This is a genomic window from Rhizobacter sp. (assembly GCA_021153565.1).
Lineage (GTDB): Bacteria > Pseudomonadota > Gammaproteobacteria > Burkholderiales > Burkholderiaceae_C > Albitalea.
Genome location: JAJKJU010000122.1, coordinates 1 through 21,019, shown reverse-complemented (window position 1 = coordinate 21,019; position 21,019 = coordinate 1). Strand labels below are relative to the sequence as shown.

General features: G+C 62.3%; 13 protein-coding genes and 3 pseudogenes. 13 read left to right on the top strand and 3 right to left on the bottom strand.

All coding sequences use genetic code 11. The features are described from left to right. Positions 1–735: 735 nt before the first annotated feature. The 8 genes and pseudogenes from AC30NL_RS07545 (at position 736) to AC30NL_RS07510 (ending at position 11,733) form a co-directional block, all read left to right on the top strand. The gene (locus AC30NL_RS07545; RefSeq protein ID WP_489463392.1) at positions 736–942 is read left to right on the top strand and encodes a hypothetical protein; all 207 of its coding nucleotides are present in this window, start codon (positions 736–738) and stop codon (positions 940–942) included. A 55-nt stretch (positions 943–997) separates the two neighbouring features. Then, positions 998–2,549: pseudogene (locus tag AC30NL_RS07540) on the top strand (type I restriction-modification system subunit M). A gap of 34 nt (positions 2,550–2,583) precedes the next feature. Next, positions 2,584–3,807: a restriction endonuclease subunit S gene (locus tag AC30NL_RS07535; protein WP_489463391.1), complete on the top strand. Its 1,224-nt coding sequence runs from the start codon at positions 2,584–2,586 to the stop codon at positions 3,805–3,807. A gap of 14 nt (positions 3,808–3,821) precedes the next feature. After that, positions 3,822–4,682, top strand: a complete 861-nt coding sequence (locus AC30NL_RS07530) for an abortive infection family protein (RefSeq protein ID WP_489463390.1) — start codon at positions 3,822–3,824, stop codon at positions 4,680–4,682. Beyond that, entirely contained in the window at positions 4,679–7,888 is a 3,210-nt protein-coding gene (locus AC30NL_RS07525; RefSeq protein WP_489463389.1) for a type I restriction endonuclease subunit R, read from the top strand. The genes AC30NL_RS07530 and AC30NL_RS07525 overlap by 4 nt, the downstream gene beginning before the upstream one ends. Next, the gene (locus AC30NL_RS07520; protein WP_489463388.1) at positions 7,885–9,237 is read left to right on the top strand and encodes a dsDNA nuclease domain-containing protein; all 1,353 of its coding nucleotides are present in this window, start codon (positions 7,885–7,887) and stop codon (positions 9,235–9,237) included. Before AC30NL_RS07525 ends, AC30NL_RS07520 begins: the two co-directional genes overlap by 4 nt. Then, positions 9,227–9,781 (top strand): hypothetical protein, encoded by a 555-nt coding sequence (locus AC30NL_RS07515; protein ID WP_489463387.1) that lies wholly within the window; start codon positions 9,227–9,229, stop codon positions 9,779–9,781. The genes AC30NL_RS07520 and AC30NL_RS07515 overlap by 11 nt, the downstream gene beginning before the upstream one ends. Then, on the top strand, positions 9,778–11,733 hold the full coding sequence (locus tag AC30NL_RS07510) for a hypothetical protein (protein ID WP_489463386.1): 1,956 nt from the start codon (positions 9,778–9,780) through the stop codon (positions 11,731–11,733). Before AC30NL_RS07515 ends, AC30NL_RS07510 begins: the two co-directional genes overlap by 4 nt. Here the strand turns inward: AC30NL_RS07510 and AC30NL_RS07505 are convergent. After that, complete coding sequence (locus AC30NL_RS07505; protein ID WP_489463385.1) at positions 11,709–11,930, bottom strand: hypothetical protein; 222 nt, start codon at positions 11,928–11,930, stop codon at positions 11,709–11,711. The two genes, AC30NL_RS07510 and AC30NL_RS07505, sit on opposite strands and share 25 nt — an antisense overlap. Before the next feature lie 161 nt (positions 11,931–12,091). On the opposite strand from AC30NL_RS07505, the gene AC30NL_RS07500 reads away from it, so the two are divergent. The 5 genes from AC30NL_RS07500 (at position 12,092) to AC30NL_RS07480 (ending at position 20,513) form a co-directional block, all read left to right on the top strand. Then, on the top strand, positions 12,092–13,363 hold the full coding sequence (locus AC30NL_RS07500; RefSeq protein ID WP_489463384.1) for a TIGR02270 family protein: 1,272 nt from the start codon (positions 12,092–12,094) through the stop codon (positions 13,361–13,363). A gap of 143 nt (positions 13,364–13,506) precedes the next feature. Continuing rightward, positions 13,507–15,153: a type VI secretion system-associated FHA domain protein TagH gene (tagH, locus tag AC30NL_RS07495; RefSeq protein ID WP_489463383.1), complete on the top strand. Its 1,647-nt coding sequence runs from the start codon at positions 13,507–13,509 to the stop codon at positions 15,151–15,153. Between the two features lie 5 nt (positions 15,154–15,158). Next, positions 15,159–15,932, top strand: a complete 774-nt coding sequence (locus AC30NL_RS07490; RefSeq protein WP_489463382.1) for a PP2C family protein-serine/threonine phosphatase — start codon at positions 15,159–15,161, stop codon at positions 15,930–15,932. 244 nt (positions 15,933–16,176) lie between these two features. Then, entirely contained in the window at positions 16,177–17,832 is a 1,656-nt protein-coding gene (locus AC30NL_RS07485) for an ABC transporter substrate-binding protein (RefSeq protein WP_489463381.1), read from the top strand. Further along, on the top strand, positions 17,829–20,513 hold the full coding sequence (locus tag AC30NL_RS07480; protein ID WP_489463380.1) for an ATP-binding protein: 2,685 nt from the start codon (positions 17,829–17,831) through the stop codon (positions 20,511–20,513). The genes AC30NL_RS07485 and AC30NL_RS07480 overlap by 4 nt, the downstream gene beginning before the upstream one ends. A 177-nt stretch (positions 20,514–20,690) precedes the next feature. Here AC30NL_RS07480 and AC30NL_RS07475 read toward each other — a convergent pair. Together AC30NL_RS07475 and AC30NL_RS07470 are read right to left on the bottom strand one after the other, a co-directional pair. Then, positions 20,691–20,864 (bottom strand): annotated as a pseudogene (locus tag AC30NL_RS07475) (hypothetical protein); the annotation flags it as partial. A gap of 35 nt (positions 20,865–20,899) precedes the next feature. After that, positions 20,900–21,019 (bottom strand): annotated as a pseudogene (locus AC30NL_RS07470) (hypothetical protein); the annotation flags it as partial.

Sequence of the window (21,019 nt, the reverse complement as noted above, 5' to 3'; positions counted from 1 at the left end):
GGGCGGGCGTGGCGGCTCGGGCTCATTCGACGTGGTCTGAGACGGTGGGGCTGGGCCGTGAGGTCCGGGCGAATTGGGAAACTGCGCGCATGCCGCCAGCATGCTGACTGAGGCGAACAACAGGGCGACTCGGTGGTTCGTCATGGCAGTGTTGGACATTCCCTTGAGACAACCCTTCGCAACCGGCACGCTCTCTCAGCCTCTGCACATGGTCGACATTCGCGAGTGTCTCTCAGCCGGGGCTGGAATTTGGGTGACTTTCGGCCCTTGCAATGAGCGTGCTCCTCGATGCAGCATCTGCCGGAATGCAGCTTGATCGGACAGGCTTCGGCCGATCACCCTGGAACGACCACCGATCCCCGTGGTCGTGCAACAGCACGCCGAAGAAAGCGCCATTCGTTCAGTTGATGAAGGTGCTGCCCCTGGCCTGCCTGGCTGGCGCCTGCACATGCAACTCACGTCCCCAGCAGCCATCCTCGAACGCGACCGATGAGTTGGTGGGCGCCGCCATCAACGCGGCAATTCGTCGGGCAATGAGCCTGCCGGCAGTCGTTCGTGCTGAGGCCGCAGCACGTCCTACCGGACGCGGTGCTCCAGCGAGGGCTGACTCGCCGCCTCGATGTGCTCGCACGCCGGCGCCGTTCTGCGCTCGTTCACACGCAAACCCGGGTGCGGCGGACCAAGCAATGATTCACAATGTCGCAAAACGCTAGCGCTTTTCACACAGGAGTCCTCTTGCCAGTCACCAAAACCGAAGTCGTCAGCGTTCGCGTCCCGCCGGACGTGAAAGCCGCCTTGGTTGCGGCGGCCGAGGGTGAGCGCCGGAGCCTGGCCACCATGGTTGAGGTCATGGTGCTGGACTACTGCAAAACGCACGGCATCAACGCGGCAGCGGCCCCAGTCAGCAAGCCAACCAGGTCGAAGAAAAAGACGACGACCTAGCCAGCCTGAACAGGGAGCCGCGTCGATGAACAGAAAACCCAGACACGACGACGGAATGAATCAGGACCTCAAGAGAACCCTCTGGGCCGCGGCCGACAAGCTGCGCTCCAGCATGGATGCGGCCGAATACAAGCACATCGTGCTCGGCCTCATCTTCCTCAAGTACATCTCCGACGCCTTCGACGAGCGCCGCGAGTCGCTGCTGGATGCTTTCGAGGACGAGGCCAACGAGCTCTACCTGCCCGAGGCCGAAGACCGCGCCGTGGCCTCCGAAGAGCGCGACTACTACACGATGGCCAACGTCTTCTGGGTGCCGGGCCAGGCGCGCTGGGAGACCGTCCGCGCCAACGCCAAGCAAGCCGACATCGGCACCCGCATCGACCTGGCGCTCGATGCCATCGAAGCCGACAACCCGCGCTTGAAGGGCATCTTGGACAAGCGCTTCGGCCGCGCGCAGCTGGAACCTGGCAAGCTGGGTGAGCTCATCGACCTCATCTCCACCATCGGCTTCGGCGGCGGCTCCAAGGCGCAGGACCTGCTGGGCGAGGTTTACGAATACTTCCTCGGCCAGTTCGCCAACGCCGAGGGCAAGAAGGGCGGTCAGTTCTACACCCCGGCCTCGGTCGTGAAGGTGCTGGTGGAAGTGCTGGCGCCGCACAAGGGTAAGGTCTACGACCCTTGCTGCGGTTCGGGCGGCATGTTCGTGCAGAGCGAGAAGTTCATCGAAAGCCATGGCGGCAAGTTCGGCGACATCTCCATCTACGGCCAGGAAGCCAACCCCACCACCTGGCGCCTGGTGGCCATGAACCTGGCCATCCGCGGCATGGACTTCAACCTCGGCAAGGAGCCGGCCGACACTTTCCACCGCGACCAGCACCCCGACCTGCGTGCCGACTACGTGCTGGCCAACCCGCCCTTCAACATCAGCGACTGGGGTGGATGACCGCCGCTGGGTGCACGGCACGCCGCCGGCCGGCAACGCCAACTACGGCTGGCTGCAGCACATCCTGCACCACCTGAGCCCTCGGGGGCAGGCCGGCGTGGTGTTGGCCAACGGTTCAATGTCGTCGAATCAGAGCAATGAAGGCGTCATCCGCAAGGCGATGGTCGAGGCCGATGTGGTCGAGGCGATGGTGGCCCTGCCGCCGCAGCTCTTCTTCAACACCCAAATTTCGGCCTGCCTGTGGTTCTTAGCGAAGGACAAGCGGAAGGGGGGTCGTGACCGTAGCGGCGAGGTTTTGTTCATCGACGCGCGGAAGCTAGGCCGCATGGAATCGCGGGTGAACCGGGTGTTTGATGACGAGGACGTCGCCCGCGTCGCTGCTACCGTGCACCGCTGGCGGCAGGATGGCGAGGACTGCTCTGGCGATGCCTTTGCCGACGTGCCAGGATTCTGCCGAGCGGTGAAATTGGCCGAGATTGCCGAGCACGGTTACGTGTTGACGCCGGGGCGCTACGTCGGCGCAGAGGAAGTGGGCGATGGCGACGAAGCCTTCAACGAAAAAATGGAGCGGCTGACAGCGTTGCTGTCCGAGCAAATGACCAAGGGTGCCCAACTCGATGCGGCGATTCGGGAGAAGCTTGGGGGCCTTGGCTATGCAATCTGACTGGCAAGAATGCACCCTCGGGGACGCAGTCACGTTGAAGCGTGGATATGACCTTCCTGCAAAGGAACGGCGTGCCGGCATCGTGCCCATCATCTCCTCTTCTGGATTTAGCGATACGCATGCGGAGGCCAAAGTGAAAGGCCCCGGCGTAGTCACCGGCCGGTATGGAACGATTGGTTCGGTGTTCTTCGTCGAGCAAGACTTCTGGCCGCTCAATACGGCGCTGTACGTCCAAGATTTCAAGGGAAATGACCCAAGGTTTGTTTCGTATCTCTTACGCACGGTCAACTTCCATCAGTTCAGCGACAAAGCGGCGGTCCCAGGCGTTAATCGGAACCACCTTCACACGGCTCTAGTGCGCCTTCCATGTGTCGAAGAGCAGCGGCAGATTGCGGCAATGTTGAAGTCACTCGACATTCGTATCGACCTTCTGCGCCAAACCAACGTCACCCTCGCGTCCATCGCCCAAGCCCTTTTCAAGAGCTGGTTCATCGACTTTGACCCGGTGCGCGCCAAGGCCGAAGTTCGTGAGCCGGAGGGCATGGATGCGGCCTTGGCGGCGCTGTTTCCGGCCGAGTTCGAGGAATCGGCGTTGGGGTCGATTCCGAAAGGGTGGACGCGTTCGAACTTGGGCGCAGTCTGCGCGGCTGCCAAAGGGTCGATTCAGACCGGCCCCTTTGGCAGCCAGTTGCACGCGAGCGATTACGTCGAAGAGGGCATACCCGTCGTGATGCCACAAGACATGCAAGACCGTCGTGTGTCTGAAGCTCGAATCGCTCGCGTTCCGCAAGCCGACGCAGACCGCCTTGCAAGGCACAAACTGGCAGTGGGCGATATCGTGTTCAGTCGCCGGGGCGATGTTGGCCGGCATGCCACTGTCTCTAAACGTGAGGTTGGATGGCTCTGCGGCACCGGGTGCCTGCTCGTGCGCCCCGGCACTCAGGCCAAGTCGCCCGCCTACCTCTCGCAGGCGCTTGCCCATCCAACCGCCCTTGAATGGCTGCAGCGCCATGCGGTTGGCGCAACCATGCCCAACCTGAACACAGGCATCCTGGAAGCGCTGCCACTGCTGAGCCCGTCCGACGAAGTGCTGCACGCCTTTGAGCAAATTGTCGGACCGCTGGAAAGCAGAATCACACTCAACCACGCACATGCAGGCTCGTTAAGTGCCGTACGGGACGAATTGCTGCCCCGCCTCATCTCAGGCAAGCTCCGCCTGCCCGATGCCCAGGAACAGGTCGCGGAGGTCATCGCCTGAGGCGGTGAGCGGCCATGCGAGTGTCGGAGTACACGCTTGAATTCCTCGGAAACTTGGTCGCCGGAGACCTCGACGGCGCGCCGTATCGCAGCGGACCGCAGCTCGTGAACTTCTTCAACCAGTTTGGCGCTCGCGAGGTCTACCCGGCCGGCGGCGGCTTCCCCACGCGACGCATGTACGCCCGAGACAAGCTTCGAGAACTCAATGGGCATGCGTCGCTGAAGCAGGCCATCGTTGCGGCGATGGACCCACGGGCCTTTCTGAAGGCGAACATGGAAGCCGCCCCGGTCATCCAGAAGCTGAATGAACACCTCAAGTTCGACGGCTTCGAACTGGTTCTGGACGGCCTCACCTACAAGGTGCGCGAGTTCGGCGCAGGAAGTGTCAAGCTCACGGCGCCGGCCAAGGTGTCGCACGAACTGACTCAATTGGCCATCGATGACAACATCCGCAAGTGCGAGGACAAGCTTGCCGATGGCGACTACTCAGGCGCCATCACCAACGCGCGCTCGCTGGTCGAGAGCGTGCTCATCGGCATCGAGAAGGATGCCGATGCGGCGGCGCCGGACTACGACGGAAATCTGCAGAGTCTCTACAAGCGTGTGCAGAAACTGCTGAATTTAGAGCCCGACCGTAAGGACATATCCGATTCCCTGCGGCAGATTCTGTCCGGGCTGGTCAGCGTCGTTGGCGGTTTGGCTGCGGTACGCAACAAGATGGGCGATGCCCACGCGACGTCCTATCGGCCGAGTCGTCATCATGCGAAGTTGGCCGTGTACACCGCAGTGACGCTCGCGGACTTTCTGTTCGAGACCAAGAACTATCAGCACAGTCGTAAGACCGTTGGGTCCGCCGGCAGTGGGGAGGCGCCGTGAGCGTAGTCACTGAAGACCATGTTGAACAGGCAGCCCTGCAGTGGCTTTCCGGTTTGGGTTGGGAGGTTGCTCATGGCCCGGATGTTTCCCCACCCGACTCGAAGACCGCGGGCAGCGACCGCGACACCTACCGCCAGGTGGTGCTCAAACACCGGCTGTGCGACGCCATTCGGTGTCTGAATCCGCACATTCCGCCGGGCGCCCAGGATGAAGCTGCGCGCATGGTGCTCAACCCGAATGTCCCTGGCCAGTTGCAGGCCAACCGGCAGATACACCGCTGGATGGCTGAAGGCGTGCCGGTGGAGTACCAGAAGGCTGGTGAGACGCGCGGCGACCGGGTGCGCCTGGTGGACTGGTCGAACGTGGCCGGCAACGACTGGCTGGCCCTGAACCAATTCAGCGTGCAAGGCCCGAAGAAGAACCGCCGGCCGGACGTGGTGTTGTTCCTCAACGGCCTGCCCGTGGTCGTGCTGGAGCTTAAGAACCCAGGCGACGAGAACGCCGACATCTGGTCAGCCTTCAACCAACTGCAGGCCTACAAGGAAGACATTCCGGACCTGTTCGTGCCAAACGGTGTGTTGGTCATCAGCGATGGCATCGAGGCCCGCGTGGGCTCGCTCACCGCCGACAAAGAGCGCTTCATGGCCTGGCGCACCATCGACGGCGTCACCGTGGACCCGCTGGGTGGCATGCGCGAGTTGGAGACCCTGGTGTATGGCCTATTTCAGCGCGAGCTGCTGCTGGACTACCTGCGGCACTTCATCCTGTTCGAGGACGAGGGGCAACTGGTCAAGAAAGTGGCCGGCTACCACCAGTTCCATGCGGTGCGTGCCGTGGTGGCCAGCGTGCTGCAGGCCTCGGCGCCCGGCGGCGACCCGGCCAAGAAGGGCAAAGGCGGCGTGGTGTGGCACACCCAGGGGGCAGGCAAGAGCATCGAGATGACCTGCCTGGGCGGCAAGCTGATGCAGCACCCAATGATGGGCAACCCGACCCTGGTAGTGGTGACCGACCGCAACGACCTGGACAACCAGCTCTTCGGTGTGTTCGCCGGTGCGTCCGAGCTGCTGCGCGAGACGCCGGTGCAGGCCGACACGCGACCCAAGCTGCGCGAGCTGCTGACCAACCGGCCCTCGGGCGGCATCATCTTCACCACCATCCAGAAGTTCACGCCGGGCGAGGACGAGGATGTGTTCCCCGTGCTCTCGGACCGTTGCAACATCGTCGTCATCTGCGACGAGGCACACCGCAGCCAGTACGGCTTTCAAGCCAGCATGCCCAAGCTGCAGAAGCAGTTGAAAGACGCGCGCCAGGCCTCGGCCGCCAACGAGCCGATGGTGCTGCAAGCAGCCGAGCCAGCCGCCGAGTACAAGCTGCTGCGCAACGTGCGCTACGGCTATGCCCAGCATCTGCGCGACGGCCTGCCCAACGCCACTTTTGTGGCCTTCACCGGCACGCCGGTGTCACTGGAAGATCGGGACACGCGCGCGGTGTTTGGCGACTACGTCCACATCTACGACGTGGAACAGGCCGTGAAGGACGGCGCCACGGTGCCCATCTACTACGAGAGCCGCCTGGCCCGCCTGGAGCTCAAAGACGCCGAAACGCCCGAGCTGGACGACGAGGTCGATGAGCTGACCGAGGACGAAGAAGACGATACCGCCAAGGCCGCGCAGCTACGCCGCTGGGCCGCGCTGGAAAAACTGGTGGGCGCGCCGCCGCGCATCCAGAAGGTGGCGGCCGACTTGGTGGAGCACTTCGAGAACCGCTTGGCTAGCCTGGACGGCAAGGGCATGGTGGTGACCATGAGCCGCGAAATCTGCGTCCACCTCTACGACGCCATCGTCGCGCTGCGACCGAGCTTGCATGACCCGGACCCCGAGAAGGGTGCCATCAAAGTCATCATGACCGGCTCGGCCTCGGACAAGGCGCTGCTCAAGCCTCACATCTACAGTAAGGACGTCAAGAAGCGCCTGGAGCGCCGCTACAAGGACCCGTCCGACACGTTCAAGCTGGTCATCGTGCGCGACATGTGGCTGACAGGCTTCGACGCCCCGTGCATGCACACCATGTACGTGGACAAGCCGATGAAGGGCCACAACCTGATGCAAGCCATCGCCCGGGTGAACCGCGTGTTCAAGGACAAGCCCGGTGGCTTGGTGGTCGACTACATCGGCATCGCCAACGAGCTGAAGGCCGCACTGAAGGATTACACCCAGGCCAAGGGCAAGGGCTGTCCCACCATTGCCGCCGAGGATGCGCTGGCCGTGCTGCTGGAGAAGATGGACGTGCTGCACGACATGCTGCACGGCTTCGACTACACGGCGTTCCGCGCCCAGGCCTGGCAGTTGCTGCCCGGCGTGGCCAATCACATCCTGGGGCTGGATGACGGCAAGAAGCGCTTCGCCGACACGGTGTTGTCGGCGAGCAAGGCCTTCGCCTTGTGTTGCACGCTGGACGGCGCGCTGACCCATCGCGATGAGCTGGCCTTCCTGCAGGCCGTGAAGGCCGCGCTGACCAAGTTCGGCAGCTCGGGCAAAAAGCTCAGCGACGAGCAGAAGGAACACGCGCTGCGCCAAATCATGAGCAAGGCCGTGGTCAGCGCCGAGGTCATCGACATCTTCAAAGCCGTAGGCCTGAACCGTCCCGACATCGGCATCCTGTCCGAGGAATTTCTCGAAGACGTGCGCCACATGAAAGAACGCAACCTGGCGGTCGAGTTGTTGGAGCGCCTGCTGAAAGACGACATCAAATCGCGCTTCAAGACCAACGTGGTGCAGCAAGCCAAGTTCTCCGAGCTGCTGCAGCTCAGCCTGCAGCGCTACCGTAATCGCGCCATCGAGACCGCGCAGGTCATTGAAGAACTTATCGAGATGGCCAAGAAGTTCCACGAGGCCGCCATGCAGGGCGAGCGGCTCGGCCTGAACGGCGACGAGATGGCCTTCTACGACGCGCTGGCGACGAACGAAGCGGCGGTGCGGGAGCTGGGCGACGAGACGTTGAAGAAGATTGCAGTGGAACTGACCATGAAGCTGCGAGCCTCGGTGACGGTGGACTGGTCAGTTCGCGAAACGGTGCGTGCTCGGCTGCGGGTGATGGTGAAGACCCTGCTCAAGCGCTACAAGTACCCGCCGGACCGGCAGGACGAGGCGACGGAGACGGTATTGAAGCAGGCGGAGTCGTTGTCGACAGACTGGGCGGCCTCGTGACGTTGCAGTTGGTTGTTGCCCTGCCGGGCGGATTTTTGGGAGGAGGGCAAATGGAACGGAAAAATAAAGAACCTTTGCCACTTGGGTTGCCGGAACAGGTCGATGGACTTGCGACGGCGCCCTCGGACCGAGGAGACGAAACCCAGGAGCGATTTCGTTATCAATGGGCCATCGGCGTGTGGCTACTCGCGCAGAGTCTGAGTGGGAAACGAGCAGTACGTGCTCTATGGTGCGAGCATCATGACGATTATCTTTTGGAACTGCTGACTGGCCGCTACATCGCGGTCCAGGTCAAGACTGACAGCCGGGAGAACGCGCACTGGCGCTGGAGCGACGATGCCTTGGTCGACTCTGTCTCCCGGTTCTGCGCGTTCGAGAAGATGCACGGAGCTGCCATCGACGGTTACGAGTTCATCTCGAACGCCGCACCCTATGTGCCGGCGGCAACGACGAAAAGGCATGACTCGCTTGCGGCGAGCCCTGACCGACTCATTCAGTGCTGCTCCTTGGCTTCAACTCATTCTGAGCTGGAAGAGCCGTACAGAGGGGCCTTTTCCGGGCTTGTCGGCAAGACCGACGGCGATGCGACGGTGCTCTTCCAGGTGCTACGCAAGCTCAGGTTTGCGCAGGGGCCGGTCCTTCGCGGTTATGACGACACCTTGGCCGCGTCGATTGTCCCGAAGCTGCCTGGCTGCGCGGGGCTAACAACGGTTTCGTGCTGCCGTCTGAGGGACGAGTTGATAGGGCTTGTCCAAGGCGCTTGCAGATTGCGCCTCGACGGGATAGACGGTGCCGTCGCGTATCTCGCTACCAACGGTCGACCCGACGCCGCGATTCGAGGCAAATGCATCACCCCAGAGTCAGCAGCTGAGTTGATGGCCCGCGTTCGACAGCCAACCTTCCGGTTTGTCGACAGTGGAGCGGGCATAGACATCGGTGCCACGGTTGGCCGAGCTGAAGTGCTCAACCGAAAAATGCGCAATGCCTACCTCGGTAGTCAGTTTGAGCCATTGCGGATGCGCATGGACTCGGCTGACCAGCGTTTGATGGAACGGGCCCTGATGGAGCCCGATGGCTTTGATGCCATCGCGAATCAACTCGTCAGCACCGTGCTGGTCGAGTGCAAGGACGTCGAGGCGATGGCCTTTGACCATGCCGATGAGAAGACGCGTGGCCTCGCGATTTACAAGCAAATCCTGCAGCGAATGGACAGCATTGCGAAGGAGGAGCCAGAGCGCGTTTGTCGCGAGCCAAAAGACACCCTGATGGGCATCGCCGGCATGCTTTCGGGCGAGTGCAAGTTCGCATGGGGAACCCCGCTGGAAGAGGAGACCCAAGATGGCACTTGAACTTGCTCGCGCGCTCGCAGCAACCGAGCGGGATGACAACTTGCACATGGCAAGGCTGCTGCTGCTGATGGCCGCACACAGTGGCGACAAAGGCCGGCCTGTCGAGGGGCTGACAAAGCTTGCAAAGCTGGACTTTCTGCTGCGCTACCCCAACTGCCTTGAGCGTGCATTGACGGCGGCCGGCAAGGACCCGGGCAAGGCGGAGGTGGCCGAGTTTGAGCGAACGACCATCGAAAGCAAGATGGTTCGGTTCCGGTACGGCCCTTGGGACCACCGATATCGCCGATGGGTCGCCCTGATGGCGGCCCGAGGGCTCGTGGCCGTAGATGTCAAAGGCAAGACGGTTCAACTCTGGCCTACGCCGGAGGGGCAATCCATGGCTACAGCACTCGCGGACCAAGAGCCGCTCGAGGGTCTCGCCTTCCGGGCGAAGCTCGTAGCGAAGAGCTTTGGAAATCGCAGCGGGACGGACCTTAAGAACTTTATGTACGCCACGTTCCCCGAATTGACCGATATGAAGTGGGGGGAGGAAATCGCCATATGAGACTAGCGCTAAAGAAGCTCCATCTGTCGCTTCACAGGTCGATTGAACGAATCGACTTGCCGGGCGTCATCTATTTTTTCGGCCCCATCGGGTCTGGTAAATCCAGCATCGGGCGGCTCATCGACTTTTGCCTTGGTGGCACCTATGCCTGGACACCGGCCTTGCAGGCGGAAATGGTCTCGGCGGCGTTGGAGATGTCCATCAACGACGTCCCCGTGACGTTGCATCGTGACAGGGACTCGAATCAGGTCATGGCGGCCTGGCAGGAGGGCGATGAGACTCTGCAAGTGCTCATCCCTGCAAGAACGGGCACCAACGAAGTTCTGCCCAATTCGGGCGTCGTGGTGTTGTCCGACCTGCTTTTCTTTCTTGCGAACGAGGAACCGCCATACGTACGTCGGCGTAAGGGAACGCCCGACGAGCGACTCGAACGCTTGAGCTTCCGAGACCTGTTTCGATTTTGCTATCTCGACCAGGAGGGGATGGACAACGTCTTCTTCCGGCTGGACTCAGACAACTACCCAATCCGTGCCAAGAGCGTCGACGCTTTGCGATACGTCCTCGGCTATCGCACGGAACAAGTTGCTGAGCTGGAATCGCGGCTTCAGGAAGTCCGTGAGCAGCGCTTGGGGCTGTTGTCTGGCGCTCAGGCGCTTGCAAAGGCGCTGATGGATGCGGGCCTGGACGATATCAACGCCTATGACACCAAGATTGAATCGACCAAGGCTGAAATCGACCATGCGCGCGCGGCCGCACAGGCAGCGAGGCAGCAACGTTCGCCAGCGCCGCATGCTGCGGAGGAACTGCGAGACCACGCGCGACGCCTTGCCCAGGAACAGATTGCGCTTGAGCAGGCATCTTCGGACATCGACCTCCGCATCGGGGAGCTTGAACGTCATACAAACGAGCTGCAGATGCTTTCGGTTCGCTTCCAGCGAACTGCATCCGCGCGGATGGTTCTCGGGGGCGTAGATTTTTCGTCGTGCCCTCGATGCACCCAAACCCTCCCCGGCCGAGAAGCTGGACTCTGCGTGGTTTGCGGACAGCCTGAGCACATCACCGATGCAGGGGGCGCTCTTGGCGAATCAGTGGTCAACGAGGACCTGCGGGCTCGTCAGGCAGAGCTGAAGGAGACCTTGGTTCGCATGCGTGCTCAGAAGCGGGCCGTTCAGCTTCGCGCCGGCGAGATAGCAGCGGAGCGAAACGCAGCGGACCGCTCGCTGGAGGTCAGGCTGAAGGAGTACGACTCGGCATTCCTCTCTCAGGCGTTGCAGCACGAGCGCGCTGTAGCGACCTTAGAGCAGCGGCTTGATGCGATGATGAAATACCGAAAGCTGCCGGACGTGCTCCAAGAGCAACAGGCGCAGGCGGAGGCGTTGAAGATTGACGAAGCCGAGCTGCGGGCCAAGCTCGAGGCTGCCAAGAAGTCAGCTTTCAACGACCGAAAGAATGTTGACCTACTTGGCGAGCTTTTCCTCGACTGCCTGGTGCGAGCCAAGTTTCCAGACGTCAGAGCTAACTATCGCGTGGAGATTGACCCCGCGACCTTCTATCCCCGCATTCCTCTCGGGGTGAACGAAGCCCTTGTGGTGCTTTCCTTCGACAACGCTGGCAGCGGCGGAATGAAAGCGCTGTTTAAGACCTGCTACGCGCTGGCCTTGCACCGGGTCTGCGCGCGAACTGGTGACGCTAAGTTGCCGCCCGTGCTCATCATTGACACACCGACCAAGAACGTCAGCTCGGTCGAAAACCCGGAGGTGATTGCGGCGTTCTTCCGATTGGTCTACGAGCTCGCTGCAGGGGAGTTGGTTGAGACGCAATTCGTCATCATCGACAACGAATTCAATGCCGTGCCTGAAGGCATTGACCTGCCGATAAGCAGTCGGCACCTTGTCAACGGCGACCCGAACAATCCGCCGCTCATTCCCTATCTGGTGGGGGATTTTTCATAGCGACGGGCTTCGCTCTGCGCGAAGGTGCGTTTCGCGAACAGGCTACCTGCCTGTTGCTGCTCGTTACCGAATTCCATCGCGGCCGCGAACTCGTGCGGCGCATCGCGCAGTCCACGATGCTTGGTGCGGGGCTCAAGCGGCATGTGATTCGCGCTTGCGGCCTGCTGGGCGACACGCAGTTCATTTCGTGCGGGCACGCTCGAAAAACTCTCAGCCTCTCACGCCATGCACATGGTCGACATTCGGGATGTGTCTCTCAGGCGAGACTGGAATGTGAGTGACTTTCGGCCCTTGCAATGAGCGTGCTCCTCGATGCAGCATCTGCCGGAATGCAGTTTGATCGGACAGGCTTCGGCCGATGACACACACCCTGGAACGACCACCGATCCCCGTGGTCGTGCAACAGCACGCCGAAGAAAGCGCCATGCTTCGACATGTGCGATCCGTACTCGTGCGGGCGCCGCATGTGCGGCTGCGGCATTTGCAGCGCTTGGACGAGCGCATCGCGGCACATCTTGACGGCTTGGCGGTTGCAGGCCCTTATGGCCGGGCCATTTGCACCGCGGCGCTCGAGCGACCCGGCGCCGGCGAAGTGTTTGCGTCGGCTGTGCGTGCGATCGATGAACGCGACGCCGCCGTCCTGGATCGGTTGATCGCTCTCAGCGCCGCGCTGCCTGAGGCGAAGCGCGGCCTGTTGTCAGCCTTCGGTTGGGTCTCGGCGCCGCTACTGCAAGGGCTCGTGCGCCCGATGCTCGAGTCGCCTGATGCGATTCGCCGCGAACTTGGCATCGCCGCTTGCCGGCTGCATGGTGTCGATCCTGGAATGCCCCTGCTGTCGGCGCTGGGAGACGATGCCACCGCCTTGCGAGGGGCGGCCTTGCGTGCAGGCGGCGAACTCGGACGTGTCGATGTCATCGGGGAGGCGCTCGGTGCCCTGGCCGATTCCGCGGAAGAGGTCGCCTTTCGTGCCGCAGCAGCGGCCTGCCTGCTCGGCGATCGCGGCGAGGCAGTGATCGCGCTGGAGGCCGCTGCTCTGCGCGAAGGTGCGTTTCGCGAACAGGCAAGCTGCCTGTTGCTGCTCGTTACCGAATTCCATCGCGGCCGCGAAATCGTGCAGCGCATCGCGCAGTCCACGACGCGGGGTGCGGGGCTCAAGCGGCACGTGATTCGCGCTTGCGGCCTGTTGGGCGACACACAGTTCATTCCGTGGCTCATCGAACTCATGAGCGACGATTTGCTGGCGCGCATCGCGGGCGAATCGTTCTCACTGATCACCGGTGCCGATCTCGCCGCACTCGACCTGGAACGTAAGCCGCCGCAAGGCGTGCAAACGGGGCCCAACGACGATCCCGATGACGATAACGTGGCGCTTGACGATGACGAGAGCCTGCCATGGCCTGATCAGGCCCGCGTGCAAGGCTGGTGGCAAGTGCATGCGCCACAGATGCCGGAGCAAGCGCGCTGTTTCATGGGTGGGCCGCCGACTGCTGAGCATTGCAAGCAGGTACTGCGCGAAGGTACTCAGCGCCAGCGTTTCGTCGCCGCACAGCAACTGTGTCTGCAGCTTCCCGGCGCGCCCTTGTTTCCGGTATGCGCCCCATCGTGGCGCCAGCAACGACGCCTGGCGTGAAACCATTCAAGGAGCAGAGGATTTGGCCCGAAACTTATTCCGGGCCAAATCCAGAGTGACTTTCGTTCATTGATGGGATGCGCATCGAGGATGACGATGCGCTCATTCATCGGTAGCACGACGTCACGAGGGACGAACTCACCATGACCTTGACCTTGCGCGCCGTGTCGCTCAACGATCTGCCGCTGACGCAGCCGATCACTGCTCAGTTCGACTTCCGCGGCACGATTGGCCGGGCAGACGACAACACCATGGCGCTGCCCGACCCGGTTCGGCACATTTCCCGCAAGCAGGCGGAGATCATCGCCGGCCGCTCGGGTTATGTGATCAAGAACGTCGGCAGTGCCAACCCCATCCTCGTGCGCAACCAGCCGCTAGGGCAGGGTGAGTCTGCGCCACTGATGCACAGTGATCAGGTGCGCATCGGCGGATACCTGCTGGAAGTGATCGATGAGTCAGCGCGTGAGGGCGACGCGACAACGATCGCGCATTGTCGGGCCCTGTCCCATGTGAAGAGCGACCTTCTTGCCCTGGCCGCCGTGGCACCGATGCCGCTCGGCGACCTGGGGTCGCCCTTGTCGCATAGCAATCCGTTTGCAAATCTGCTGGGTGAAGCTGCATCGCCAGCGCCCAAGCTGCAAAGAGAGTCATCGCTGTCGAGCGTGGGTTCGGCCCCGTCGCGGCTGCCGGATGACTTCGATCCCTTTGCAGTGCCGGCTGCGACAGCGACAGCGCCTGTGCAATCACCACCGCGAAGTGGGTCAGGCCTTTTTGATGATCTGATCCCGAGCGCCGCGCCGCCATCGATCGACGAGATCTTCGGCTTGAAGTCCGGCAGATCGCATGATCCTCTGGCCGAGTTCATGGGCAGTACCACGCCAGCACACGGTGGGCGTGATGCCGGTGGGGGGGCGCCCTTGTCCACCGATCCGCTGGCTTTGTTCGGCGCTGCGAAGAACAAGTCGCCTGCGCCGCTTCCTGCGCAGACCTCGCCTGATCACGCGCCTGAGTTGCAAGCTGCGTTCATCCCTCCAAAGCCCGTGGCTGTGCAGAGTCAGCCAGCGGTCGAGTCGATGCCGGAACCAGAGCCGGCAGCGGTTCCTGCGCAGCCCGATCCGGAGTCGCAAGCGCCTGCGCCGCTTGACGAGGGAGCAGCTCAAGCCGCCGAAGCATGGAATGGTGACGCCGCATCGATGTGGGCGGCTTTCTGCGAAGGTGCGGGCATCAAGCTGAATCCACCCCAAGGCCCCAACCCCGAACTGATGCGCGCCGCCGGCATGCTTCTGCGCTCTGCCGCAGAAGGCGCCTTGCAGTTGATGGCAGTGCGTTCGGCCACGCGGAATGAATTGCATGCGCAGGTCACGGTCATTCGCCCACGCAACAACAACCCGCTGAAGTTCTCGCCGGACGCCCAATCTGCGCTTGAGCAAATGCTGCAACCGCCTTTGCGTGGCTTTATGCCCGGCCCGGCAGCGATGACCGATGCGATGAACGACCTTGTGGGCCATGCCATAGGGACCATGGCCGGCACGCGCGCCGCGCTGGAAGGCGTGCTCAACCGCTTTGCACCGGGGGAGCTCGAAGCGAAACTGGCCGGCAAGTCGGTCCTCGACAGCGTGCTGCCGATGAACCGCAAGGCCAGGCTGTGGGATCTGTACCTGCAGCACCACGGGGCCATTCGGGACGAGGCCCAGGACGACTTTCAAGCGCTGTTCGGCAAGGCCTTCCTGGCGGCCTACGAGCAGCAACTCGAGCGCTTGCGGCGCGACGACTCCACGCCGTCGAAGTAAGAGCCTTGCTGAACATCACGATCGCCACACGCAGCGAATTGGGGCAGCGAGAACGCAACGAGGACAAGGTGCGTGTCGGCCGCGACGGCGCGCTGTGGCTCGCCGTGCTGGCCGATGGAGCCGGCGGTCATCGTGGTGGTGCCGAGGCGGCGCGGCGAACCGTCGATCACCTCGAGGTGGCGTTGCATGACGCGGTTGCGCGATTCAGTGCAGAGTCGCTGACGAAAGCCGTTCTGTCGGCACACGTCCAGGTGCAATTGAACCAGGGCCAAGCCGAGGGATTCAACCGCATGCATTCCACCGTCGTCGCACTGTGGATTGACGGCGCACGCAACTGCGCGCTGTGGTCGCACGTCGGCGACTCGCGTCTGTATCGCGCACGTCGCGGCACGCTCAGCCTGCTCACCGCCGACGACAGCGTCGTGCAACGCATGGTCGATGCCGGCTTGCTGACACCGCAGCAAGCCGAGGCACATCCGCAGAAGAATCAGTTGATCGCCGCGCTCGGCATTGACGACGACGTGGAACCGCACACCGCGCCGAATCCGGTCGGGCTGGAGGAGGGCGATGCCTTCCTGTTGTGCAGCGACGGCTGGTGGGGTTCGCTCGATGAGAGCTGCATCCTGGACACGCTGGCCGACGCATCAGGGGCGGACGATTGGCTTGCGTCGATGCAGCGGCGAATCGAAGCACGCGCCGTGCCGCGGCAGGACAACTTCAGTGCCATTGGCGTGTGGGTCGGGGATCCCGCCCAGGCGACGCGACCGATGCTTTCGTGATGTTCCAACGACCGGTTCCTGCAATGCTTGCACCACGCCGAGCAAAGCAATTGGTAGTTGCCCGCCGATGCCCAGGCTCGGGCTTGCAACGAAACTTCACACTGACGGTGCGTGGGCGTAGCATGAGACTCCTGCAGTTGGCGCGATGTGAGAGGTAATCGCACGCGATCTCGGACGAGAACGACAGCGAAGCGACTACCGGAATTCCCTGGGACTCTAACGGTGACATCACGGAGCTCGCCAAATGTCGATGCAAACCTCGCAAGATTCACGGCCCAGATTCAGTGCTCGCTCGCGGTTGTGGACGTGGGCGCTGCTTGCCGTCGTGCCGCTGATCGCCTCGCGGGCACTGGCTCAGCAGCCCGCAGCCCAGCCCGCGGCCGCGGCGTCGGACGCGAACCAGTATGGGAGCTCTGGCGTCACCGTGGTCAAGCCGAGCGCCATCGTTCCGCCTCGCTTGATGCCGGCGTGCAAACCGGGCTCTTGCCCCTTCGCGGGCCAGACGGTGACAGTGCTGTTGCCCAAAAGCGTGATCGCCGTGCCGGTTTTCGAGGCGAAAGAGGAATTCGAGAGCGCGACCGGCGCCAGCCTCAAGATCGTCCAGGTCGCGTCGCTGGACTTGTTCGACAACTTCTACGCCGACGTGACCAACCGTGCAGGCAAGTACGACGCCTTGCTCGCCAGTGCCTGGTGGCTGGGCGAACTCGTGGCCGGCGACTATATCCTCGCCTACGACAAGTTCTACAAAGACCCACGCTTTCCGAAGTGGGATATCAACGATGTGCTCCCCGGGCCACGAAAACTTTTGTCGTACGGTGGCAAGAAGTACATGATCGCCAACGACCACGATGGTCAGGTGATGTACTACCGTCGCGACCTTCTGGCCGACCCAGTTCACCGCGAGGCCTTCCAGCGAAAGTACGGGTACGCGCTCGATGTGCCGAAGACGTGGGCGCAGTTCCGCGACGTCGCCGAATACTTCAATGGCCGCGACCTCAACGGCGACGGCGTGCCCGACCACGGCGTCACCCTTGCGCTGAAAGCCGGCAACCAGGGCATGTTCCATTTCTTGTCCTTGTCGGCGCCATTCGTGATCGGACCGGACAATCCGCACCTGTATTGGTTCGACCCGGTCACCATGAAGCCCTTGATTGAAAGCCCGGGGCACGTGCGCGCGCTGGAGACGCTGGTCGACCTCGTGCAGTTCGGACCCCGCGAGATGCTCGGATGGGAGTCTGGCAAGAACTGGGACTACTTTCTGGCGGGCCGCGCCGCGCTGAGCTTCACCTGGGGCGACCTCGGAGCCCTCGCCCAGCAAGAAGGCAGCCGGGTCAAAGGCAAGGTCGGTGTCGCGTCCGTGCCGGGCGTCACCCAGTACTTCAGCATCAAGAGCGGAACGTGGGTCCAAAGCAATACGGTCAACCGGGTTGGCAACACCACTGGCGGCTCCTGGGCGGGGGTGATATCCAAGCAATCGAGATCCCCCGAGGCCACCTACTACCTTTTCGCCCTTCTGGCGACAAAGGAGAAGTCGATGGTCTACGCTTTCCGCGGGTGGGATGGCATCGACCCGGGGCGCACCTACCACTTCCTGCCGCCCGACGGCACCGCGAATATCAGCGGCTACCTGAAAGCCGACTGGAACGAAGCCGACGTGCGCGACTTTCTGCACGCCTACTACGAGAACTTCAGCAATCCGCTGCAGCAGCCATATCTGCGCATGCCCGGCACGTACAGCTATTTGCAGGCGTTCAATCTGCATCTGGCTGAAGCAGCCGGCGGGCAGTCGACGCCGAAGGCGGCATTGAAGGCCACCGCCGTGGACTTCGAGGAGATCACACTGCGCCTCGGCCGCGAGGCGCAGCGGCAGACGTATCGTGCGTCCCTGGGCCTTCCATGATTTCGCGTAACGCCTTCCAAGTCGTGCAGCTGGGTGTGGGGGGGAAACTCCTGCTGGCGTTTGGTGCGTTGGCCAGTGTCACGTTGCTTGTCGTCTTGCTGGCGCTAGTTGCAGGCCGAAGCGCCACTGATGACATCAATCTCACCGAGGAAGTGCGTGCACCGGCATGGATTGCGTCGGAACAGGCGCAGGCCAGTCTCCTGAAGATGCAGCTGCACATTCGCGGCTACCTTGTCGTCAGTGACAAGCTGGACATCGAGCAATACCACGCCGCCCGGCTCGAATTCGAGCGCAGCCTCGCCTCCCTTCAGGCCATGTCCGCGAGCCGACCCGAGGTCAATGAGGCGCAGTGGATCGCCCAGCTGACACAGATCTACGAACAATGGTCGAAGCTTCCGCAGCAATTGTTCGATCTGCATGACGACCCGTTGAAGAATCGACCCGCCTTGCGCATCGCCCGCGTCGAGTTGCAGGAATTGCGCGTGCAAATCTTCGATGAGATCGATGCCATCATCAGCCTGCAAAAGGCGCGTGACCCCGGGGCGCTGTACCGCGACCAGATTGCCGGCCTCTTGGCCTTCCAAGCGTCGTTCGATGCGATGGCAACGAACCTGATGGCCTACGCCACGTCGGGCGAGCTGAACTTCAAACTCGCCTATGGACCGCAACTGGCCGCCACCGCCACGATCTGGAGTTCTCTGTCCTCGCTCAGACCGCTGCTATCCAGCGAAGGGCGAGCCCGGCTCGAAACAATCGCCGGCCACCGTGCCCGGGTGGGCGAGCTCGCACTGCAGATCGTGAGCACCCTCAACGGCGATCATGCCTACGAAGACTTGTTCCTGTACCGCACCCGGGTTGCTCCGCAGGCCGAAGGCATGATCGCCCTGCTGGACAAGGTGACGTCGCGCCAGCAGTTCCAGCTGAAGAGCGAACTGGCACGGGCTCGGCAAAGACTCTTCGAAGTACGAACGCAGACACTGGCCGGTGGTTGCCTTGCTGTCGTGCTGGGCGTGGCGATGGCCTTCCTGTTCCGACGCAGGATCGTCGGGCCAGTGCGGCGACTGACCGATGTGGCCGGTCGCGTGGCCGCGGGCGACTTGTCCGCGCGCGCAGAGGTGGAGTCGTCTGATGAAATCGGTGTCTTGGCCACGAGCATCAACACGATGACGCAACGGCTCGCGCACACGATCGCGCACCTGGAGACGGTATTCGCCGACGCGGAACGGGCAAAAGATGCCGCCGTGGTTGCCAACAGAGCCAAGAGCGATTTCCTCGCGACGATGAGCCATGAACTGCGCACACCGCTCAACGGCATCCTCGGCTTCGCACAAATCCTTCAGCGCGACAAGTCCTTGAACGAACGACAGGCGAGGGGAGTCAAGATCATCAATGAGAGCGGCCAGCATCTGTTGACCCTCATCAACGACATTCTCGATTTGGCGCGAATCGATGCCGCCAAGCTCGACCTGTTTCCGAGCGATGTCAACCTTGCGGTGTTCTTGCAAGTCATGTCCGACATCGTGCGAGTCAAGGCCGAAGAAAAGGGCCTGACATTCAACTGCCAGCCAGGCCCAGGGCTTCCGGCGGTCGTTCATGTCGATGAGAAGCGGCTGCGTCAGGTGCTGCTGAACCTGCTGTCCAACTCAGTGAAATTCACGGACGCCGGCCAGGTTGGATTGAGCGTGCAGGTGGTTGCGGATGCTCGTCGGCTTGAGGGTTCTTCCGAGCGCGCGGACTCGATGTGCCGCCTTTACTTCGAAGTGCGCGACAGCGGAATCGGCATGAGCGAGGAGCAACTCGCTCGCCTGTTCCAGCCCTTCGAGCAGGTTGCCGATGCGGATCGACGTGAAGGCGGGACCGGACTCGGATTGGCCATCAGCCGCCAACTGATCCGCCTCATGGGTGGAGAGATTCAAGTGAACAGCCAGCTCGGAAAAGGTAGCGTCTTCTCGTTCGAACTTGAGCTGTCCGCCGTCCTGGCGCGCAGCGCGGCATTGGCGGAGACTGGTGGCAACCCGATCGAGTATGAAGGTCCTCGAAAGAAGATACTCGTGGTCGACGACGTTGCACAGAACAGGGCCATGCTGCTTGACTCGCTTGGCACGCTGGGGTTTCAGGTATCAGAAGCTGCCAACGGTGCGGAATGCCTTGATGCAATCCGCACGACTCGTCCCGATCTCATCATGATGGACGTCATGATGCCCGTGATGGACGGCATTGAAGCGACGCGCCACATTCGGCTCACCCTCAAGCTGGCGGAAGTGCCTATCCTTGCCACGTCTGCGAGCGCCGCACACGAGGTCGAAGTGCAGTGCCTGACGGCGGGCGCCAACGCGTTCATTTCCAAGCCCATCGATCAACATCAGCTGTTAGCGACCATCGGCCGTCTCCTGGGCATTCGATGGATTGGGGAAGAACCCGAGTCACAGTTGCCCGCGGCCATGCAAGCGGAGTTCGATGCGACTGAAGTGGTACCGCCGCCGCAGGAGTTGTCAGAACTTCGCCGCCTTGCGCGTGTCGGAAACATGCGCGCCATCCGCGAGTGGGCGGACCAGCTAAAGCACCACAATTCGACATACACGCCCTTCGCGACACGGCTGGCTGGGTTGGCCGAAGCATGCCAGTCGAAGGCCATTAGCGCACTGGTTGATCGCTACAGCACGGAGCGGGAAGAGAGCTGAGAGGCTGAGAGTCACCCTTTCAAGGTCTTGTATTGGCTCCTCTTTCCTCTGGGCGCAGTGAGCTTGTCGAAGTGCCCGTCACACCGCGAGCGTGTCCGAGCAGCACGGCAAAAGGCACCTGAGCTGGCCGCCGAATTTGCAAGGATGAGCCTTGAAAGCGCGAGCGGCGGCTTGTCATCATTGCAGCGAACCCTTTGCCCGCTGCAGCAACACGCCCAGCAGTTCCTGGTCCACAGGGCCTCGATGCACACGGGCGTCGGTGTTGCCCCATAGCTGCTGGAGTTCCTCCCAGCGCGAACCCAGACTCCTTTGCTCTTTGCTCTTGATGTGAGCGGCGGCGAGGTCGTCAAAGCGAAGCGTGAGGCATTGTGTGGGCTGACCTGACGAAGAGTATGCAGGTGCAGGTAGACCGCAGGCGCCTCGTTGCCGTCGCTGAAGGGACGCGGCGTGATCGTCAGTTCGAAAAGCGTCCCGCGCTCGCCTTGGTCACCGGCGGAGGGAAGCCG